This is a genomic window from Enterobacter cloacae complex sp. SHL020 (assembly GCF_049236945.1).
In the GTDB taxonomy this organism is placed as follows: domain Bacteria; phylum Pseudomonadota; class Gammaproteobacteria; order Enterobacterales; family Enterobacteriaceae; genus Enterobacter; species Enterobacter dykesii.
In genome coordinates, this window is sequence record NZ_JBMKJF010000003.1 from 17459 (window position 1) to 37183 (window position 19725).

Here is a 19725-nt window from a genome sequence, read left to right on the forward strand (position 1 = left end):
GCGTATTGATTCAGGACACCCGTCCCAGCGCGCGTTTCACCGGGCCAAAACTGCGCCGATGGTGTTCGGTTGCGCCATGTTCAGCCAGCCTTTCCAGATGGAAAGGTGTGGGATACCCCTTATGCTGGGCGAAACCATACTGAGGGTAAGTGAGATCCAGCGCGGCCATTTCGGCGTCGCGCGTCACTTTGGCAATAATAGAAGCTGCGCTAATTTCTGCGACCCGGCTATCGCCTTTTACGACCGCCATTGAAGGCATGGGCAATGCCGGACAGCGGTTGCCGTCAATCAGGACATATTCCGGTGAAATTTTCAGGCCTGCTACCGCTCGCTGCATCGCCAGCATCGTGGCATGCAAAATATTCAGCTCGTCTATTTCATGCGGTTCAGCGCGCCCCAGGCTCCAGGCCAGCGCCTTCTCCTGAATCTCACTAAACAGCGCCAGACGGCGCTTTTCAGACAATTTTTTAGAGTCTTTCAGCCCGACGATCGGCCGAGCCGGATCGAGGATCACCGCTGCGGTCACCACGGCCCCCACTAACGGACCACGACCTACTTCATCCACGCCCGCCACAAGGCGAGTGTGAGGATAAACAAATTCCATCATTTTGCTAGCTCCAGCACCGCATCAGCCGCTTGCTCATCAGCATTACAGCGGATCAATTGATGCAGTTCGCGGAAGGTATCGTGCATCTGGTGGCTGGTCTTGCCGTTGGCGAGCAGCGGCAGCAGTGCATCGGCAAGCGCCTGCGGCTGGCACTCATCCTGCAGCAGCTCTTTCACCAGCTCGCGCCCGGCAAGCAGGTTTGGCAGGGAGACATAATCCGTTTTCACCAGACGTTTTGCCAGCCAGAAAGTGAACGGCTTCATACGATAACCGACCACCATAGGACATTTCGCCAGCATGCATTCCAGCGCCGCCGTGCCGGAGGCCAGCAGCGCGGCATCGCTCGCATACATCGCTTCCCGCCCTTTCCCGTCCAGAAGACGGACGTGAAGATCCGGGGCGACTTCCGCTTTGATGCGCTCAAACTGCTCGCGGCGTTTGGCATTCACCAGCGGAACAACCACTTCAAGATCCGGATAGGTCTGGCGAAGAATTTGCGCTGTTTTGAGGAAATCGGCGCTCAGCATCTCCACTTCTGCACCACGGCTGCCTGGCAGCAGTGCCAGACAGTGCACATCATGCGGGATGCCCAGCGCGTCGCGCGCCGCGTTTTTATCCGGATCCAATGGCATCGCATCCGCCATGGTATGACCGATAAAACGGCACGGAACATTAAATCTGTCGTAAAACGCTTTTTCGAAAGGCAGGAAAGCCAGCACCAGGTTGGTGGACCGTCCGATTTTGAAAACGCGTTTCTGTCGCCACGCCCAGACGGACGGACTGACGTAGTGAATGGTTTTAATGCCCTGCTTTTTCAGATTCCCTTCGAGGGTAATGTTGAAATCAGGTGCATCGATACCGACAAACACATCGGGTTTGAGTTCGGTAAAGCGACGGGTGAGATCGGCACGGATGTGCAGTAAACGGCGTAGCCGCCCCAGCACCTCAACGATGCCCATCACGGCGAGCTCTTCCATTTCATACCAGGCTTCACAGCCTTCGGCCTGCATCAGCGGGCCAGCAACGCCGACAAAGCGAGCATTGGGTACACGCGCCTTAAGGGCGCGGATGAGACCGGCACCAAGAATATCGCCGGAGGTTTCTCCGGCGACCAGGGCTATCGTAAGCGGACGACTGTCGACCATTAACGAATCAGACCCCTTGTTGACCGGTCAAAGAATTCCATGAACGCGTTCACTTCCGGGTGCTTATTCGCCAGCTCGGCAATTTCCGGCTTCGCCTCTTCCAGCGTTTTACCGCTACGGTACAGCAGTTTGTACGCGTTGCGGATAGCAGTAATCGCTTCGCGGCTAAAACCACGACGCTTGAGGCCTTCGATGTTCACGCCAAACGGCGTGGCATGGTTGCCCTGCGCAATCACATACGGTGGGACGTCCTGCGCCACACCGGAGCATCCGCCAACCATCACGTGCGCACCAATGATGCAGAACTGATGGACTGCGGTCATGCCGCCAATAATTGCGAAGTCATCAACCGATACGTGTCCCGCCAGCGTTGCGTTGTTGGCAAGAATACAGCGGTCACCCACAGTACAGTCGTGCGCAATATGCGCATTAACCATAAACAGGTTATCGCTGCCCACCTTCGTCAACCCACCACCCTGTACTGTTCCACGATGAATGGTGACGCTTTCGCGAATACGGTTACGATCGCCAATTTCCAGACGGGTCGACTCACCAGCATATTTCAGATCCTGGTTAACTTCGCCGATGGAAGCGAACTGATAGATCTCATTATTGCAGCCAATGGTCGTGTGACCATTCACGACAACGTGAGATTTCAGTACTGTACCCTCACCAATTTCGACATGGGGTCCAACAATACAAAACGGGCCAATGTGGACGTTAGCACCAATGATGGCACCGGTTTCCACAATAGCGGTAGGATGAATAAAGGCGGATTTATCAATCACGTATCAGGACTCCCGGCTACGAGCACACATCATCGTCGCTTCACAAACAACTTTGCCGTCAACCAGCGCTACGCCTTTGAAGCGAGTCAGGCCACGACGCGTTTTTTCAAAAGTGACTTCCATGATCATCTGATCACCAGGCACGACAGGGCGCTTAAAGCGCGCTTCATCAATACCCGCGAAGTAATACAGCTCACCTGGCTCCAGTTTGCCGACGCTTTTAAACGCCAGAATACCGGTAGCCTGAGCCATTGCTTCCAGAATCAACACACCCGGGAAGATAGGCTTACCAGGGAAGTGCCCCTGGAAAAACGGCTCGTTCACGGAAACATTTTTCACTGCGCGCAGAAAACGACCTTCTTCAAAATCCAGCACACGGTCTACCAGCAGAAACGGGTAGCGGTGCGGCAGAAGTTCTAAAATCTCTTCAATATGCAGAGTATGAGTGTCAGTAGTCAAAATACTCTTCCTGTCAAAATATACTGATAACAATAATAACACGGCCTGCCGGTTTATTAGAAAGCCGACAGGCCGGGAAAAATAGCGTTCAACGGATGACGCTTAATCTTGTTGATCGATCTTACGCTCAAGAGACTTGAGGCGCTTGCTCATATCATCAATGTTCATCACCAGAGCTGCTGTTTTACGCCATACCTTGTTGGGTTGTAGCGGAATGCCTGAGGAGTAGACGCCAGGTTCAGTGATAGGACGCATTACCATGCCCATCCCCGTCACGGTGACCTTGTCGCATATTTCCATATGGCCATTAATCACGCTCGCACCGCCAATCATGCAATAACGGCCAATTTTCAGGCTGCCTGCCATGATGACGCCACCCGCAACCGCGGTATTGTCGCCAATCACAACGTTATGCGCAATCTGGCACTGGTTATCGATGATAACACCATTGCCAATGATCGTGTCGTCAAGCGCGCCACGGTCAATGGTGGTACAGGCGCCGATCTCTACGCGATCGCCAATAATAACGCGACCAAGCTGCGGGATCTTAACCCAGTTACCGCGATCGTTAGCGTAACCAAAGCCATCAGAACCAATGACGGTACTGGACTGGACGAGGCAATTTTCGCCAATTTCAACATCATGATAAACGGACACGTTGGCCCATAAACGGGTCCCGGCGCCGATTTTCGTATTTTTCCCAACGAAGCAACCCGGGCCAATGACGGCGTTATCGCCCAGCACAACGCCGGATTCGATAACCGCATTCGCGCCAACGGCGACGTTGTTACCCAGCTTAGCCGTCGGATCAATCGCTGCGCTGGCAGCAATGTTCTGGGCCGGCTGCGGCGTGGTATCAAGAATTTGAGCCATGCGTGCATACGTCAGGTAGGGGTTTTTCACTACCAGCGCGCTTACAGTGGCAAATGGAAGATCGTCCTGCGTCAGAACAACAGCTGACGCCTGGCATTGAGCCAGTTGCTCACGGTACTTAGGGCTTACCATGAAGGTAATCGTGCCAGCTTTAGCAGATTGCATGGACGCAACAGCGGTGATGACGATATCGCCATCACCGTGTAATTCTGCATCCAACTGCTGAGCTAAATCAGCCAGTCGAATTGAAGGCATTACTTATTTAACCTGTTTCAGAACATCAGCAGTGATGTCTTTAACATCTTTGCTGTTGAAAGCGACGGCGTTCGCATCAACAACCAGATCGATGCTCTGATCGGCAGCCACTGCTTTAACAGCAGTCTGAATGCGAGTCACCAGCTTGCCACGTTCTTCGTTAGAACGACGCTGACGATCCTGCTCGAAAGCCTGCGCTTTCTGGGAGAACGTCTGGCGCTGAGCCATTACGTCTTTTTCCAGCTTGCTGCGGTCGCTTGCTTTCATGGTAGAACCATCACGCTGCAGACGCTGCATTTTGGACTGAAGATCGTTTTCCATACCCTGCAGTTCGCTTGCACGGCCTTTGAATTCGTTTTCCAGAGTCGCAGAAACACCCGTTTTCTGTGCAACCTGCTGGAACAAATTACCCATGTTGACGATTGCAATTTTGTCTGCTGCCTGAGCAGAAGTTGCCATCGCTAAACCGAGACCTGCAGCTAATAACCACTTTTTCACAATTAACTCCTTACCATCCCATTGGCACCAGAAGGTACCGTTCTTTGCGTGGCAAGGCGACCGTTTTACCGATCGCCAGTTGTCAGCGCTACACTGCCAACGCATTCCTTTGCTGCGGATTATTACCAGGTTTTACCAATGTTAAACTGGAATTGCTCCGACTTATCTCCATCATATTTCTTAAACGGCTGGGCGTAAGAGAAGACCAACGGCCCCAGCGGTGACATCCATTGTAATGCGATACCGGCAGACATGCGAATATTGCTCGGATCGCTATAATCTGGAACACCTGCCGCACGCATCTGAGCCGTATTCTGCCAGTTGGTATCCCATACCGTACCGGCATCCCAGAAGAAGGACGTACGGACAGAGTTCGCGTATTTATCACTGATAAATGGCGTTGGTGTGATGAACTCCAGACTGGCCACCGCCATCGCGTTACCGCCCACCGCATCATCAGAGCTACAGACTTCGGAGGAGGAAGACTTATCGCAGTTGTCTTTGTCGTTCCCGCCGTAGTAGACCGCTTTCGGACCAATGTTATTGGACTGGAAGCCACGAACGGTGCTGGAACCACCCGCATAGAAGTTTTCATAGAACGGCATCTCTTTGCCGCCCAGACCATCGCCATAGCCCCAACGGGTACGACCCAGAACCACCCACTTGTGATCGTCATCGATTGGGAAGTAGGACGCAGTATCCAGCGTGACCTTATAGAACTCGTTATCGGAACCCGGCACGGTAACTTTACCGTTCAGGTTGACGCGAGAACCTTCCGTTGGGAAGTAACCACGGTCAAGGCGGTTATAGGTCCAGCCGTAGTTAAAGGTGAAGTCATCCGCAGCGAAACCGTTATTATCACTGGACTTACTTGCCGACTGACCAATAGAGTCCAGGTAACGCCACATTGCCACCTGCGGTTGCATGTTGGACAGGTCGTTATGCACGTAGCCCAAGCCTGCACGCAGGGTGTTGTATTCGTTAACCGGGAAGCCAAGCGTACCGTCTACACCGTAACTCTTGTTGGTGTATGAAGACAGGTCCGCGTCATCTGCTTTAAAGTCGTTATAGAAGATACGACCGCCCAGGCTCACACCGTCTACGGTGAAGTATGGGTTAGTCACAGAGAACTCAGAGTAGGTCTGGTAATCGTTTTTGGTGCCGTTAATACCGACAGAGTAACCCGTACCCAGCCAGTTATCCTGCTGCACGCCGACCTGGAAGCTGACGCCGCTTTCAGTACCGTAGCCCACACCGAAGTTAAAGCTACCGGTGTTGCGCTCTTTCACTTTATATACGACATCAACCTGATCCGGGCTGCCCGGTACGCGCTGGGTATCGGTATCCACCGTTTCAAAATAGCCCAGACGGTTCAGACGCTCTTTACCCTGATCAACGAGGTCGCTTCCCAACCATGCGCCTTCCATCTGACGCATTTCGCGACGCAGAACGGAATCTTTGGAGGTGTCGTTACCAACGAAGCGGATCTTACGCACGTAGAAACGGTTGCCCGCATCAACATTCACGTGCAGCTTAACGGTTTTATCCGCGTCATTGATTTCCGGCTGAGTCTGTACGCGCGGATAGGCATAACCATAGCGGCCGAGCAGCTTCTTAATGCTGTCTTCCATTTTGGTTACTTTGGAACCGCTGTACAGGTCGCCCGGCTGAATTTTGGTCAGCGATTCGATTTCAGCAGAATGCCCCGCCAGGTTACCACTCACTTCAACACCAGAAAGCTTGTATTGCTCGCCTTCAGTGATGTTAACCGTAATGTAGATGCCTTTCTTGTCCGGAGTCAGACTGACCTGAGTCGAGTCGATGTTGAAACGCGCATAGCCACGATCGAGATAGTAACTGCGCAGGGTTTCAAGGTCGCCCGCCAGTTTCTGTTTCTGGTATTTGCGATCGCCTACCACGTTCCACCATGGCACTTCATCGCGCAGCTGGAAGGTGGAGATCAGTTCGTCGGTGCTGAACGCGTGGTTGCCGACAATGTTGATCTGCTGGATCTTCGCAGAAACACCTTCCTGGAAGACAAGCTTCAGGTCAACACGGTTACGTGGCAGCGGAGTGACAACCGCTTTCACGCTGGCGCTGTATTTACCGACGCTGTAATAGAAGTCTTCCAGACCTTTTTCAATGTCTGAAAGGGTTGTACGGTCCAGGGATTCACCCACACGAACACCCGATGCTTCAAGGTTCTGCTTGAGCATGTCATCTTTCACCGACTTGTTGCCGGAGAAAGTGATACTGGCGATCGTTGGACGTTCTTTTACCTGCACCAGCAGCGTATCACCATCGCGCAGGACGCGGACATCCTCGAAGTTGCCAGTGGCAAACAGAGCACGGATGGTGTTACTGATATCATCATCATTGACCGTATCGCCGGGGCGTACAGGCATACTGAGGAGGGCCGCACCAACGGCGACACGCTGGAGGCCTTCGAAATGAATATCTTTCACTACGAACCCGTCAGCACCGTATACGGTGGCGCTGCTAAACAGCAGCGACGCTATGAGCAACTTTTTCATCGCCATCGTTATTATGCGTTCTTCCTAACACTCTCTTACAACCGAGAGAAATCATTGAAAAGTGCAAGCCCCATTAACAGCACCAGCAAAATCGAGCCAATGCGATAACTAAAGTCTTGAACTCGCTCGGATACCGGTCCGCCTTTTAGCTTTTCAATCGCTAAAAACAGCAGATGACCCCCGTCTAAAACGGGAAGCGGGAACAGGTTGATTATCCCAAGATTCACGCTAATGAGCGCGAGGAACATGAGATAGTAAATCACCCCGAATTCCGCTGACATCCCAGCCCCCTGAGCAATCGAAATTGGCCCACTGAGGTTGTTCAGTTTCACATCACCGGTTATCAATTTCCCCAACATGTTGACCGTCAGCTTCATCAGTTGCCATGTTTTATCCGTGGCTTCAAGGATGGCGCTGAACGGCCCATACTGGCGTATTGTCTTGTACTCATCTGGCAGCGGGATCACTTTTGGCACAACGCCTGCAAACCCTTCTGCCTTTTTGCCGACCGACTTCGTATCCGGGATCAGCGTCAGCGAAAGCGGACTGCCCTGCCTTTCAACTTCCAGCGCGAGAGACGTTCCCGGATTATCGCGCACCAGAGTAACAAAGGTCATCCACTCTGTTAATGGCTGACCATCGACTTTAACGATCCTGTCGCCCGCTTGCAAACCTGCTTTGCTCGCCGCCGAATTTGCCTGTACTTCGGCTAATACCGGCTCGATCTGCGCGCCGCGTGGACGAATGCCCAGCGCAGCGACGGGATCCTCTTTGTCTGGCTCGAAACGCCAGTGACGTAAATCAAGTACTTTGTCCTGACGCGTATCTGAACCAAACGGCGATACGCTGATGGTGGTCTGCGGATCGCCAATTTTGGCTACCAGCTGCAGTCGCACGGCATCCCAATCAGGGGTTTCGATGCCATCAATCGCTTTAAGTTCCATCCCGGATGTAATTTGCGCACTCGCCGCGATGGAGTTGGGGGCAATTTCACCTACCACAGGACGTACACCAGGGACGCCGATGATAAACACCAGCCAGTAAGCAAAAATCGCAAAGATGAAGTTGGCTACCGGTCCGGCAGCGATGATGGCAGCGCGTTGTCCAACGGTTTTATTGTTGAATGCGCTGTGTCGCAGCTCAGGAGCGACAGGCTCGACGCGTTCGTCGAGCATTTTGACGTAGCCGCCCAGCGGGATAAGGGCGATGACAAATTCCGTGCCGTGGCGGTCGGTGCGCGTCCAGAGTGATTTCCCAAAACCGATGGAAAATCGCTCTACGCGCACGCCACAGCGGCGAGCAACCCAGAAATGGCCAAATTCATGCACGGTAATCAGTACACCCAGTGCAACAATGAACGCCGCCAGATTCCAGAGAATGCTCAGCATAAAACCTTCCGTTAAATCGTCCCGAATACCAGTAAAAGCAAACACGCAAACACTGGAACAGCCGCTGTCAGGCTATCAATGCGATCCAGTATACCGCCATGCCCTGGAATCAGGTGTCCGCTGTCCTTAATCCCTGCTTCACGCTTAAACATACTTTCGGTTAAATCACCGAGCACGGAGGCAAGCGCAGCAAAAATCGAGCACACCAGCAGTATTGACGGTGCCACTTCAAGATTCGCCCAGACGCCGTAGCCCCAGGAGATGATCGCTGCCGTAAACAGGCCGCCGATGAATCCTTGCCAGGTTTTGCCCGGAGAAACCTTCGGTGCCAGCTTATGTTTGCCAAACAGTTTACCAAACATATAGGCCCCGGAGTCAGCCCCCCAGACCAGAATCATCACATAAAGCAGCCAGATCGCACCGCTGTAGTGGTTTTCGTCGTAGTGCCAGGCCCGCAGCGCAACCATACCCCAGAAAAAAGGAATAATGGTGAGCAAGCCAAAAATCAGTCGCAGCACTTTTGAATTACGCCATAATGCCGCGGACCCCGGATAAAAAAGAACCAGCAGCAGCGCTGCAACCCACCAGGCCAACGATATCCACAAGGAACCGGCAACCAGGGGCTGGTGAATATCATGGTGATATTCAGGCAACGTAAACAGCATTATGGCCAGGATAAAGCCACAAAGTACCGCAAGCCATACTCGCTGAGTGCGCGAGGTAAAGCCGCTAAACTGTCCCCATTCCCACGCGGCCAGCATGCACACCACCAGCGTGACAATAGCGAATCCCACCGGGGGCAGTAAAAACAGCGCCGCAATGACAATGGGTATTAATACAAAAGCGGAAATCAGGCGATACTTCAGCAAAAGCTACCCCCATCAGGCGTTGTCGCCACCAGGCTCGGTGCCGCCGAAACGACGCTCTCGATTGGCAAAGGCATGCAGCGCACCTTCAAAGTCTTGTTCATCAAAATCGGGCCAAAGAACATCCGTAAAGTAAAGTTCGGCATAGGCAATTTGCCATATCAAAAAGTTACTTATGCGATGCTCCCCCCCTGTCCTAATTACCAAATCCACAGGTGCCTGTTCATTCATGCAGATTTGCTTGCTCAGCGCCTCTTCATCAATTTGGTCGGGTCTCAACAGCCCTTCCTGAACCTGTTCGGCCAGATGCCGAACGCCCTGGATAATATCCCAGCGTCCGCCGTAATTCGCCGCAATATTCAGCGTCAGACCGGTATTGTTCTCCGTCAGCGCTTCTGCTTTACGAATCCGTTCCTGCAAACGTGAGTTAAAACGACTGGTATCGCCAATGATACGCAGGCGGACGTTGTGGCGGTGCAGGCTTTTTACTTCGCTGTCTAGCGCCCACACAAACAATTCCATCAACGCAGTCACTTCCTGCAGAGGACGATTCCAGTTTTCACTGCTAAAAGCATAGAGCGTTAACGCATCAATGCCGTTGTTGGCGGCAAAAGAAACGGCGCGGCGAACGGATTTCGCCCCCGCTTTATGCCCAAAGGCTCGTATCTTCCCTTGTCTTTTCGCCCAGCGGCCATTGCCATCCATAATGATTGCTACATGACGGCAGCCATGAGCTGGCAAATTTTCGCTTATTGGTTGATTCGCAGACAACATAACGCGTTTTTTGTCCCTGAAAAGGATTTAACGGTACTCAGGAATACTGAAGCCTATACATAAAAAAGCCGTGTCAAACCACGGCTCACCTGACCACATTAAGTCAAATACCTGCGATCAGGTGGCGCAGACTATATCACTGAAGCCCAACGCTAACAAATAGCACGACGACTAGTGCTTGCTTTATCACCAGCTTGCGAGACGTGTCACCTGTTGGCGCGCAATATTACGCGCAGCTGCATCCACCGCCAGCACCTCTTCCACGCTTTGTGGTTCGCGCAAATCCATCATGTCCAGTACCGATAAATTAAGCGATGCGATATCGGTGAAACGAATTTGCTGATTCAGAAATGCCTCAACGGTAATTTCATTGGCTGCATTAAGTGCCGTCGTCGCCGCCTGCCCCTGGTCAAAGGCATTCATCGCAAGCTTCAGACAAGGATAGCGGTCATAGTCTGGTTCACTGAACGTCAGGGAACTTAGCTTGCAGAAATCAAGCGGCTTCACGCCGGATTTCACTCGATTTGGCCACGCCATTGAATGGGCAATTGGCGTACGCATGTCCGGCTCGCCCAGCTGTGCCAGCACGCTGCCATCCTGGTAACGCACCATCGAGTGAATCACCGATTGCGGGTGAATCAGTACTTCCATCTGTTTCGCTGACGCATTAAACAGCCAGCGCGCTTCAATGTATTCCAGACCTTTGTTCATCATGGTGGCAGAATCAACGGAGATTTTACGCCCCATCGACCAGTTCGGATGACGGCACGCCTGATCGGGTGTCATTGCACGCAGTTCAGACAGTGGCGTTTCACGGAACGGGCCACCAGACCCGGTAAGCAGGATAGACACCACGCCATTCTGCTCCAGGTCAGCGTACCCCAGGTTCTGTTGAAAAGGTTGCGGTAAACTCTGAAAAATCGCGTTGTGTTCGCTGTCGACCGGCAAAAGACGCGCCCCACGCTGCTTCACCGCCTCCATGAACAGGCGTCCGCAGGTGACCAGCGACTCTTTATTGGCCAGCAGAACATCCTTACCGGCATCAATCGCAGCAAGCGTCGGCAGCAGCCCTGCCGCGCCGACAATGGCCGCCATGACCTGATCCACCTCATCCAGCGCCGCCATCTCGCATGCCGCCTGCTGGCCGCTCAGCACCTCGGTTCGACTGCCCTTTTCACGCAGCTGTGCTTTCAGCAGACGCGCGCTCTCTTCGTCATCCATCACCGCATAGCGGGGCGCAAACTCCAGGCACTGCTCGACCATTCGCTGCACATTCTTACCGGCCACCAGCGCTGTCACGGTGTAAAGTTCAGGATTATGGCGAACGACGTCGAGAGTGCTGCAACCGATAGAGCCGGTTGAGCCGAGGAGTGTTAAATGCTTCATGAGATGCCCGAAAAAAGTTAGACCAGATAAAAGCAAAACGCCGCCAGCAAGACCCGAAGTCCTTCTGAACGGCGTTTATCAGTGTACGACAGAAATCAGAACTGCATCAGTTCCGCTTCTTTTTCTGCCAGCGCCGCATCAATTTTCTTGATGGCCGCGTCGGTCATTTTCTGAATGTCGTCCTGAGAACGACGATCGTCATCTTCGCTGATCTCTTTTTCTTTCAGCAGCGCTTTCACTTTATCGTTCGCGTCGCGACGTACGTTACGCACGGATACACGACCCTGCTCAGCTTCGCCACGAACCACTTTGATAAGATCTTTACGACGTTCTTCCGTCAGCGGAGGAAGTGGAACGCGGATGTCTGCGCCCGCAGAGCTTGGGTTCAGTCCGAGGTCAGAGGCCATAATCGCTTTCTCAACGGCCGGGCTCATAGAGCGGTCGAAGACGTTGATTTTAAGCGTACGGGTATCTTCAACCGTCACGCTCGCCAACTGGCGCAGAGGGGTTGGCGTACCGTAATATTCTACGATGATGCCATCCAGCAGGCTTGGGGAAGCACGGCCAGTACGGATTTTGCTGATTTGGTTTTTGAACGCTTCTACGCATTTGTCCATGCGTACTTCAGCATCTTTTCTGATGTCGTTAATCACGTTACGAATCCTTGAAAACTTGTCTCAGGCAGACTATCCGCCAGCACAGCGCTACAGGTGTGCTAAGTATAGTCGCGTTTAATTCATGACAACGCCAAAGGCGCGCCCGGGTAAGATACCACTACAAAATAAAGCGGAATCTTACCTGTATTTATCGTCAACGGAAATTATTCCGTGATCAAAGTGCCTTCTTTTTCGCCCATGACCACGCGACGCAGTGCGCCAGGTTTGTTCATGTTGAAGACACGGATCGGCAGTTTGTGGTCGCGAGCCAGCGTAAAGGCGGCAAGATCCATCACTTTCAGCTCTTTATCCAGCACTTCGCTGTAGCTCAGCTGATCGTACATGGTGGCAGAAGGATCTTTTGCCGGGTCGGCAGTAAACACGCCGTCTACTTTGGTCGCTTTCAGTACCACATCGGCTTCGATCTCGATACCGCGCAGGCAGGCGGCGGAATCGGTTGTAAAGAACGGGTTACCCGTACCGGCGGAGAGGATCACCACGCGGTTGTTGCGCAGCAGGCTGATGGCTTCCGCCCAGCTGTAATTATCGCAAACGCCATTCAGCGGAATTGCGGACATCAGGCGGGCGTTCACATAAGCGCGATGCAGCGCGTCACGCATTGCCAGGCCATTCATCACGGTTGCCAGCATACCCATGTGGTCGCCCACAACGCGGTTCATCCCCGCTTTCGCCAGACCAGCACCACGGAAAAGGTTGCCACCGCCAATGACCACGCCAACCTGGATGCCCAGTTCGACCAGTTCTTTGATTTCCTGTGCCATGCGATCAAGGATGCTTGCGTCAATACCGAAGCCTTCCGATCCCTGCAGCGCTTCGCCACTCAGCTTAAGCAGAATGCGTTTGTACACGGGTTTTGCATTGGTAGCCATGTTTCTTTCCTGAGACTGTCAACGATTAAGATGGGGTTAATTCTGGCGACATGATATGCCGCAAATCAGCACAGCGATACTGGAGCCTGTCTGATTTCCTGTGACGGGTGACAAAAAGAAGCCGCCCTCAGGCGGCTCCTTTTCAATCATTAAGACTGCTTGGACATTGCAGCAACTTCTGCTGCGAAGTCAGTCTCAACTTTCTCGATGCCTTCGCCCACTTCGAAGCGGATGAAGCCAGTTACGTCAGCGTTGTGCTCTTTCAGCAGCTGAGCAACAGACTTGCTTGGGTCCATTACGAATGGCTGGCCAGTCAGAGAAACTTCGCCGGTGAATTTCTTCATGCGGCCTTCAACCATTTTCTCTGCGATTTCTTTTGGCTTACCAGACTGCATCGCGATGTCCAGCTGAACCTGGTACTCTTTCTCTACCACTTCAGCAGACACGTCTTCTGGCTTAACGAATTCTGGCTTGCTTGCAGCGATGTGCATTGCCAGCTGTTTAACCAGCTCTTCGTCAGCGCCTTTAGCCGCAACCAGAACACCGATACGTGCACCGTGCTGGTAAGAGCCCAGAACGTCGCCTTCCAGAGAAGATACGCGACGGATGTTGATGTTTTCACCGATTTTAGCAACCAGCGCAACACGTTCTTCTTCGAACTGTGCTTTCAGAACTTCAACGTCAGTGATTTTACCAGCAACAGCTGCGTCCAGAACTTTGTTAGCAAATGCCTGGAAACCACCATCTTTAGCAACGAAGTCAGTCTGGCAGTTAACTTCCAGAATGATGCCGTAGTTGCCGTCGATCTTAGTGATGATCACGCCGTCAGCAGCAACGTTGCCTGCTTTTTTAGCTGCTTTGATCGCACCGGATTTACGCATGTTTTCGATTGCCAGCTCGATGTCGCCGTTCGCTTCAGTCAGCGCTTTTTTGCAATCCATCATGCCTGCGCCAGTACGCTCGCGCAGCTCTTTTACCAGGGATGCGGTAATTTCAGCCATTCTTAAATCCTCGGGAGATGTGAACTGCCCGGCCGGGGGCCAAACAGTGTAAATTGAAAAAAGGGGCCGGTAATGGGCCCCTATTCATACACGGTACTAATAAGGGGTAAAACCTTATTATTCAGCTTCTACGAAGCTTTCTTCCGCCTGAGAAGCCAGATCCTGGGAACGGCCTTCACGAACGGTAGCAGCTACAGCGCTCAGGTACAGGCTAACAGCACGGATTGCGTCGTCGTTACCCGGGATAACGAAGTCAACACCGTCCGGATCGGAGTTGGTATCAACGATAGCGAATACCGGGATACCCAGGTTGTTAGCTTCTTTGATTGCGATGTGCTCGTGGTCTGCATCGATTACGAACAGCGCGTCTGGCAGGCCGCCCATATCTTTAATACCGCCCAGGCTGTTTTCCAGCTTGTCCAGTTCACGAGTGCGCATCAGCGCTTCTTTCTTAGTCAGCTTGTCGAAAGTACCGTCCTGAGACTGGGTTTCCAGATCTTTCAGGCGTTTGATGGACTGACGAACAGTTTTCCAGTTGGTCAGCATGCCGCCCAACCAGCGATGGTTCACGAAGAACTGGTCGCAGCTGTTAGCAGCATCTTTCACAGCTTCGCTTGCAGCGCGCTTAGTACCAACGAACAGAATCTTACCTTTACGGGAAGAGATCTTGTTCAGCTCAGCCAGGGCTTCGTTGAACATTGGTACAGTTTTCTCAAGGTTGATGATGTGAACTTTGTTACGTGCGCCGAAGATGAAAGGCTTCATTTTCGGGTTCCAGTAACGGGTCTGGTGACCAAAGTGAACACCAGCCTTGAGCATGTCGCGCATGGAAACAGTTGCCATGTTTAAAACCTCTATATTGAAAGTTGGGGTTATGCCTCCACGTATCCCATATTACCGACCCCGAAGGGCACCCCGGAATATGTGCCGATACGTGTGTGTTGTTACACAAAGTGAGATTTGTCGCTTCCGTCCAGCCTGTGTATCTGAGATGGATCGGAAGTCCGGCGCGCTTTATACCACAAAACACGACCAGAAACCAACAGTTGTTGGCGGAGTGTGCTGTTAATGATTCTCAATTTGGCACGGAGCGTGCCTGACTGATACCATTGACGACACTTAGACTAGTATTGTCGAAAAAATCGACACCGATGGACAGATTACATGGCTATCTCTATTAAGACACCTGAAGAAATTGAAAAGATGCGCGTCGCCGGTCGTCTGGCCGCGGAAGTGCTGGAAATGATCGAGCCGTTCGTGAAGCCGGGCGTCAGCACCGGTGAGCTGGACCGTATCTGTAACGACTATATCGTAAACGAGCAGCACGCGGTTTCCGCCTGCCTCGGCTACCACGGTTTTCCGAAATCCGTCTGCATCTCTATTAATGAAGTGGTGTGTCACGGTATTCCGGACGATGAAAAACTGCTGAAAGACGGCGACATCGTTAACATCGACGTGACCGTCATTAAAGACGAATACCACGGTGACACTTCAAAAATGTTCATCGTTGGCAAGCCGACTATTCTTGGCGAGCGTCTGTGCAAAGTGACGCAAGAGAGCCTCTACCTGGCACTGAAAATGGTGAAGCCGGGTATTCGCCTGCGTACCATCGGTGCGGCAATCCAGAAGTTTGTCGAAGCAGAAGGTTTCTCCGTGGTGCGCGAGTACTGCGGTCACGGCATTGGTCGCGTCTTCCATGAAGAACCGCAGGTCCTGCACTATGATGCAGACGACGGCGGCGTGGTGCTGCAAAAAGGCATGACCTTTACCATTGAGCCGATGGTCAACGCGGGTGACTATCGCATCCGAACCATGAAAGACGGCTGGACGGTGAAAACCAAAGACAGAAGCTTGTCTGCGCAGTACGAGCATACTATTGTGGTAACAGACAACGGCTGCGAAATTATGACGTTGCGCAAGGATGACACCATCCCGGCGATACTGACGCACGATGAATGATAAAAAAGCCGGCAAATGCCGGCTTTTTTAATGGCTATAGCTTTTTCTTATGGGTGGCGCACGATGAGTAATCTTTTACCCGAACAGTATGCTAACACAGCACTTCCCACCCTCCCCGACCAGCCCGATAACCCGGGCGTCTGGCCGTCGCACGAGCTGACCTGCGCGCATATTAAAGCCCATATGGATGTTTTCCATCGCTGGCTGGGCAGCGCCTTCGACGCAGGCGTGTCGGCTGAGCAACTCATTGAGGCGCGCACTGAATTTATCGACCAGCTGCTGCAGCGCCTGTGGATCGATTACGGATTTGGGCAAATCAGCGACGTTGCGCTGGTTGCTGTCGGAGGCTATGGCCGCGGTGAGCTGCATCCGCTTTCCGATATCGATCTCCTGATCCTAAGCCGCAAAAAGCTGCCGGACGAACAGGCGCAAAAAATTGGCGAACTGCTGACGCTGCTCTGGGACGTAAAGCTGGAAGTCGGCCACAGCGTGCGCACCCTGGAAGAGTGTCTGCTGGAAGGGTTATCGGACCTGACCGTCGCCACCAACCTGATTGAAACCCGCCTGCTGATTGGTGACGTCGCTCTGTTCCTGGAGCTGCAAAAACACATCTTCAGCGACGGCTTCTGGCCGTCAGAAAAGTTCTTCGCCGCGAAGGTCGAGGAGCAAAATCAGCGCCACCAGCGCTACCACGGCACCAGCTATAATCTTGAACCCGATATTAAAAGCAGCCCCGGCGGCCTGCGCGACATCCACACCCTGCAGTGGGTCGCCCGCCGTCATTTTGGCGCCACCTCGATGGACGAGATGGTCGGCTTCGGCTTTTTAACCGAGGCCGAGCGTAACGAGCTGAACGAGTGCCTGCACCTGCTGTGGCGCATCCGGTTTGCCCTGCATCTGGAAGTCACCCGCTACGATAACCGCCTGCTGTTTGACCGCCAGCTCAGCGTGGCTCAGCGTCTGAATTATCAGGGCGAAGGCAACGAGCCGGTTGAGCACATGATGAAGGATTTCTTCCGCGTCACACGCCGGGTGACCGAGCTGAACCAGATGCTGTTGCAGCTGTTCGACGAGGCCATTCTGGCCCTGACGGCGGACGAAAAACCGCGCCCGATTGATGACGAATTCCAGCTGCGCGGCACGCTTATCGACCTGCGCGACGAAACGCTGTTCATCCGCGAGCCGGAAGCGATTCTGCGGATGTTCTATACCATGGTGCGCAACAGCACCATCACAGGCATCTACTCCACCACCCTGCGCCATCTGCGCCATGCGCGCCGTCATTTGACGCAGCCGCTGTGCTATATCCCGGAAGCGCGTTCGCTGTTCCTGAGCATGCTCCGCCACCCGGGCGCCGTCAGCCGCGGCCTGCTGCCAATGCACCGCCACAGCGTGCTGTGGGCCTATATGCCGCAGTGGTCGCACATTGTCGGGCAAATGCAGTTCGATCTGTTCCACGCCTACACGGTGGATGAACACACGATCCGCGTGATGCTCAAGCTGGAAAGCTTTGCGAAAGAAGAGACGCGCTCCCGCCACCCGCTCTGCGTGGAGCTGTGGCCGCGCCTGACCCATCCGGAACTGATCCTGATTGCCGCCCTGTTCCACGATATCGCCAAAGGTCGCGGCGGTGACCACTCGGTGCTGGGCGCGCAGGACGTGCTGAAATTTGCCGAACTGCACGGCCTGAACTCGCGTGAAACGCAGCTGGTGGCCTGGCTGGTGCGCCATCACCTGCTGATGTCGGTTACCGCGCAGCGTCGTGACATTCAGGATCCGGAAGTGATAAAGCAGTTCGCTGAAGAGGTTCAGACGGAAAACCGTCTGCGCTATCTGGTCTGCCTGACGGTGGCCGATATCTGCGCCACCAACGAGACCCTGTGGAACAGCTGGAAGCAGAGCCTGCTGCGCGAGCTGTACTTCGCCACCGAAAAACAGCTGCGTCGCGGGATGCAAAACACCCCGGACATGCGCGAACGCGTGCGCCATCACCAGCTGCAGGCGCTGGCGCTGCTGCGGATGGATAACATTGATGAAGAGGCACTGCATCAGATTTGGGCCCGCTGCCGCGCCAACTATTTTGTCCGCCATAGCCCAAACCAGCTTGCGTGGCACGCGCGGCATCTGCTCAAGCACGATCTATCCCAGCCGATGATCCTGCTGAGCCCGCAGGCCACCCGCGGCGGGACGGAGATTTTCATCTGGAGCCCGGACCGACCTTATCTGTTTGCTGCGGTCTGCGCCGAGCTGGACAGGCGTAACCTGAGCGTTCACGACGCGCAGATTTTCACCACCCGCGACGGCATGGCGATGGACACCTTTATCGTGCTTGAGCCGGACGGCAGCCCGCTCTCGTCGGACAGGCATGAAGGGATACGTTTCGGTCTGGAACAGGCGATTACCCAGCGCAGCTGGCAGCCCCCGCAGCCGCGTCGCCAGCCGGCGAAATTGCGCCACTTTACCGTCGATACCGAGGTCAATTTCCTGCCGACCCACACCGACCGTAAATCGTTCCTGGAGCTGATCGCGCTCGACCAGCCGGGGCTGCTTGCTCGCGTCGGCCAGGTTTTTGCCGATCTGGGAATTTCGCTCCACGGGGCCCGAATTACAACGATTGGCGAGCGAGTAGAAGATTTATTTATAATCGCGACAGCGGACCGGCGTGCCCTTAATAATGACCTGCAGCTTGAAGTGCAACAACGGTTGACAGCAGCCCTCAATCCAAACGATAAAGGGTGATATGTTTTTTAGTGAAATGGAAAGAGTAAACAATGCAGCAGTTACAGAACGTTATTGAGTCCGCTTTTGAGCGTCGCGCCGAGATTACCCCGGCAAATGTGGATACCGTGACCCGTGAAGCGGTAAACCAGGTGATTTCCCTTCTGGATTCCGGCGCGCTGCGCGTGGCAGAAAAAATCGACGGTCAGTGGGTCACTCATCAATGGCTGAAGAAAGCCGTGCTGCTCTCTTTCCGCATCAACGATAACCAGGTTATCGACGGAGCAGAAAGCCGCTACTTCGATAAAGTGCCAATGAAATTCGCTGACTACGACGAAGCGCGTTTCCAGAAAGAAGGATTCCGCGTGGTACCGCCTGCGGCGGTTCGCCAGGGTGCGTTCATCGCACGTAACACCGTGCTGATGCCATCCTACGTGAATATCGGTGCCTACGTTGACGAAGGCACCATGGTCGACACCTGGGCGACCGTCGGTTCCTGCGCGCAGATCGGTAAAAACGTTCACCTGTCCGGCGGCGTGGGCATCGGGGGTGTTCTGGAGCCACTGCAGGCTAACCCGACCATTATCGAAGACAACTGCTTCATCGGCGCGCGCTCTGAAGTGGTTGAAGGCGTGATCGTTGAAGAAGGCTCCGTGATCTCCATGGGCGTTTACATCGGTCAGAGCACCCGTATTTACGACCGTGAAACCGGTGAAGTTCACTACGGTCGCGTTCCGGCGGGCTCCGTGGTGGTTTCCGGCAACCTGCCGTCAAAAGATGGCAAATACAGCCTGTACTGTGCGGTTATCGTGAAGAAAGTGGATGCGAAAACGCGCGGTAAAGTGGGCATCAACGAATTGCTGCGCACCATTGATTAATCGGGTATAACAAAAAGCGGGGGCAACCCCGCTTTTTTTATATCTGAGGG

The 19725-nt window shown here is 53.6% G+C and carries 18 protein-coding genes; 3 read left to right on the plus strand and 15 right to left on the minus strand.

All coding sequences use genetic code 11. The annotated features are described in order from the left end of the window. Positions 1–10: 10 nt before the first annotated feature. The 15 genes from rnhB to rpsB all read right to left on the minus strand — a co-directional run bounded on the left by rnhB (position 11) and on the right by rpsB (position 14963). Positions 11–607, minus strand: a complete 597-nt coding sequence (gene rnhB / locus ACOTZB_RS09015) for a ribonuclease HII (RefSeq protein ID WP_421626954.1) — start codon at positions 605–607, stop codon at positions 11–13. Next, positions 604–1752 (minus strand): lipid-A-disaccharide synthase, encoded by a 1149-nt coding sequence (gene lpxB / locus ACOTZB_RS09020; protein ID WP_023334578.1) that lies wholly within the window; start codon positions 1750–1752, stop codon positions 604–606. The genes rnhB and lpxB overlap by 4 nt, the downstream gene beginning before the upstream one ends. Beyond that, positions 1752–2540 (minus strand): acyl-ACP--UDP-N-acetylglucosamine O-acyltransferase, encoded by a 789-nt coding sequence (gene lpxA / locus ACOTZB_RS09025; protein WP_023310462.1) that lies wholly within the window; start codon positions 2538–2540, stop codon positions 1752–1754. Before lpxA ends, lpxB begins: the two co-directional genes overlap by 1 nt. 3 nt (positions 2541–2543) lie before the next feature. Beyond that, complete coding sequence (gene fabZ / locus ACOTZB_RS09030; RefSeq protein ID WP_010426706.1) at positions 2544–2999, minus strand: 3-hydroxyacyl-ACP dehydratase FabZ; 456 nt, start codon at positions 2997–2999, stop codon at positions 2544–2546. Between the two features lie 102 nt (positions 3000–3101). Beyond that, positions 3102–4127 (minus strand): UDP-3-O-(3-hydroxymyristoyl)glucosamine N-acyltransferase, encoded by a 1026-nt coding sequence (gene lpxD, locus ACOTZB_RS09035; protein WP_047651471.1) that lies wholly within the window; start codon positions 4125–4127, stop codon positions 3102–3104. Positions 4128–4130: 3 nt separating this feature from the next. After that, complete coding sequence (gene skp / locus ACOTZB_RS09040) at positions 4131–4625, minus strand: molecular chaperone Skp (protein WP_045907838.1); 495 nt, start codon at positions 4623–4625, stop codon at positions 4131–4133. 122 nt (positions 4626–4747) lie between these two features. Next, positions 4748–7165: an outer membrane protein assembly factor BamA gene (bamA, locus tag ACOTZB_RS09045; protein ID WP_421626955.1), complete on the minus strand. Its 2418-nt coding sequence runs from the start codon at positions 7163–7165 to the stop codon at positions 4748–4750. 29 nt (positions 7166–7194) lie between these two features. After that, complete coding sequence (rseP, locus tag ACOTZB_RS09050; protein WP_023310458.1) at positions 7195–8547, minus strand: sigma E protease regulator RseP; 1353 nt, start codon at positions 8545–8547, stop codon at positions 7195–7197. 11 nt (positions 8548–8558) lie between these two features. Next, a complete protein-coding gene (gene cdsA / locus ACOTZB_RS09055) occupies positions 8559–9416 on the minus strand; it encodes a phosphatidate cytidylyltransferase (protein WP_023310457.1) in 858 nt (285 codons plus the stop codon). Between the two features lie 12 nt (positions 9417–9428). Then, positions 9429–10187: a (2E,6E)-farnesyl-diphosphate-specific ditrans,polycis-undecaprenyl-diphosphate synthase gene (gene ispU, locus ACOTZB_RS09060; RefSeq protein ID WP_047651476.1), complete on the minus strand. Its 759-nt coding sequence runs from the start codon at positions 10185–10187 to the stop codon at positions 9429–9431. A gap of 186 nt (positions 10188–10373) precedes the next feature. Continuing rightward, positions 10374–11573 carry a 1-deoxy-D-xylulose-5-phosphate reductoisomerase gene (gene ispC, locus ACOTZB_RS09065; protein ID WP_348940151.1) on the minus strand — a complete coding sequence of 400 codons (1200 nt, stop codon included), beginning with the start codon at positions 11571–11573 and terminating at the stop codon, positions 10374–10376. A gap of 95 nt (positions 11574–11668) precedes the next feature. After that, entirely contained in the window at positions 11669–12226 is a 558-nt protein-coding gene (frr, locus tag ACOTZB_RS09070; RefSeq protein WP_003856180.1) for a ribosome recycling factor, read from the minus strand. A 167-nt stretch (positions 12227–12393) separates the two neighbouring features. Beyond that, positions 12394–13119, minus strand: coding sequence for a UMP kinase (gene pyrH, locus ACOTZB_RS09075; protein ID WP_008501910.1), 726 nt, complete (start codon positions 13117–13119; stop codon positions 12394–12396). A gap of 149 nt (positions 13120–13268) precedes the next feature. After that, on the minus strand, positions 13269–14120 hold the full coding sequence (gene tsf, locus ACOTZB_RS09080; protein WP_014882627.1) for a translation elongation factor Ts: 852 nt from the start codon (positions 14118–14120) through the stop codon (positions 13269–13271). Between the two features lie 117 nt (positions 14121–14237). Next, a complete protein-coding gene (rpsB, locus tag ACOTZB_RS09085) occupies positions 14238–14963 on the minus strand; it encodes a 30S ribosomal protein S2 (RefSeq protein WP_003856207.1) in 726 nt (241 codons plus the stop codon). 321 nt (positions 14964–15284) lie between these two features. Here rpsB and map point away from each other — a divergent pair, with 321 nt between their 5' ends. From map to dapD, 3 genes are all read left to right on the plus strand, one after another. After that, entirely contained in the window at positions 15285–16079 is a 795-nt protein-coding gene (map, locus tag ACOTZB_RS09090; protein WP_023310454.1) for a type I methionyl aminopeptidase, read from the plus strand. A gap of 63 nt (positions 16080–16142) precedes the next feature. Continuing rightward, positions 16143–18818 (plus strand): bifunctional uridylyltransferase/uridylyl-removing protein GlnD, encoded by a 2676-nt coding sequence (gene glnD, locus ACOTZB_RS09095; protein WP_029741204.1) that lies wholly within the window; start codon positions 16143–16145, stop codon positions 18816–18818. 32 nt (positions 18819–18850) lie between these two features. Continuing rightward, entirely contained in the window at positions 18851–19675 is an 825-nt protein-coding gene (dapD, locus tag ACOTZB_RS09100) for a 2,3,4,5-tetrahydropyridine-2,6-dicarboxylate N-succinyltransferase (protein ID WP_008501915.1), read from the plus strand. Positions 19676–19725 lie beyond the last annotated feature (50 nt).

Bases quoted from the DNA above. Each gene is read 5' to 3' on its own strand.
- rnhB (WP_421626954.1), bottom strand. From the start codon at position 607: ATGATGGAATTTGTTTATCCTCACACTCGCCTTGTGGCGGGCGTGGAT.
- lpxB (WP_023334578.1), bottom strand. From the start codon at position 1,752: ATGGTCGACAGTCGTCCGCTTACGATAGCCCTGGTCGCCGGAGAAACC.
- lpxD (WP_047651471.1), bottom strand. From the start codon at position 4,127: ATGCCTTCAATTCGACTGGCTGATTTAGCTCAGCAGTTGGATGCAGAA.
- bamA (WP_421626955.1), bottom strand. From the start codon at position 7,165: ATGGCGATGAAAAAGTTGCTCATAGCGTCGCTGCTGTTTAGCAGCGCC.
- rseP (WP_023310458.1), bottom strand. From the start codon at position 8,547: ATGCTGAGCATTCTCTGGAATCTGGCGGCGTTCATTGTTGCACTGGGT.
- ispU (WP_047651476.1), bottom strand. From the start codon at position 10,187: ATGTTGTCTGCGAATCAACCAATAAGCGAAAATTTGCCAGCTCATGGC.
- ispC (WP_348940151.1), bottom strand. From the start codon at position 11,573: ATGAAGCATTTAACACTCCTCGGCTCAACCGGCTCTATCGGTTGCAGC.
- pyrH (WP_008501910.1), bottom strand. From the start codon at position 13,119: ATGGCTACCAATGCAAAACCCGTGTACAAACGCATTCTGCTTAAGCTG.
- tsf (WP_014882627.1), bottom strand. From the start codon at position 14,120: ATGGCTGAAATTACCGCATCCCTGGTAAAAGAGCTGCGCGAGCGTACT.
- rpsB (WP_003856207.1), bottom strand. From the start codon at position 14,963: ATGGCAACTGTTTCCATGCGCGACATGCTCAAGGCTGGTGTTCACTTT.
- map (WP_023310454.1), top strand. From the start codon at position 15,285: ATGGCTATCTCTATTAAGACACCTGAAGAAATTGAAAAGATGCGCGTC.
- glnD (WP_029741204.1), top strand. From the start codon at position 16,143: ATGAGTAATCTTTTACCCGAACAGTATGCTAACACAGCACTTCCCACC.
- dapD (WP_008501915.1), top strand. From the start codon at position 18,851: ATGCAGCAGTTACAGAACGTTATTGAGTCCGCTTTTGAGCGTCGCGCC.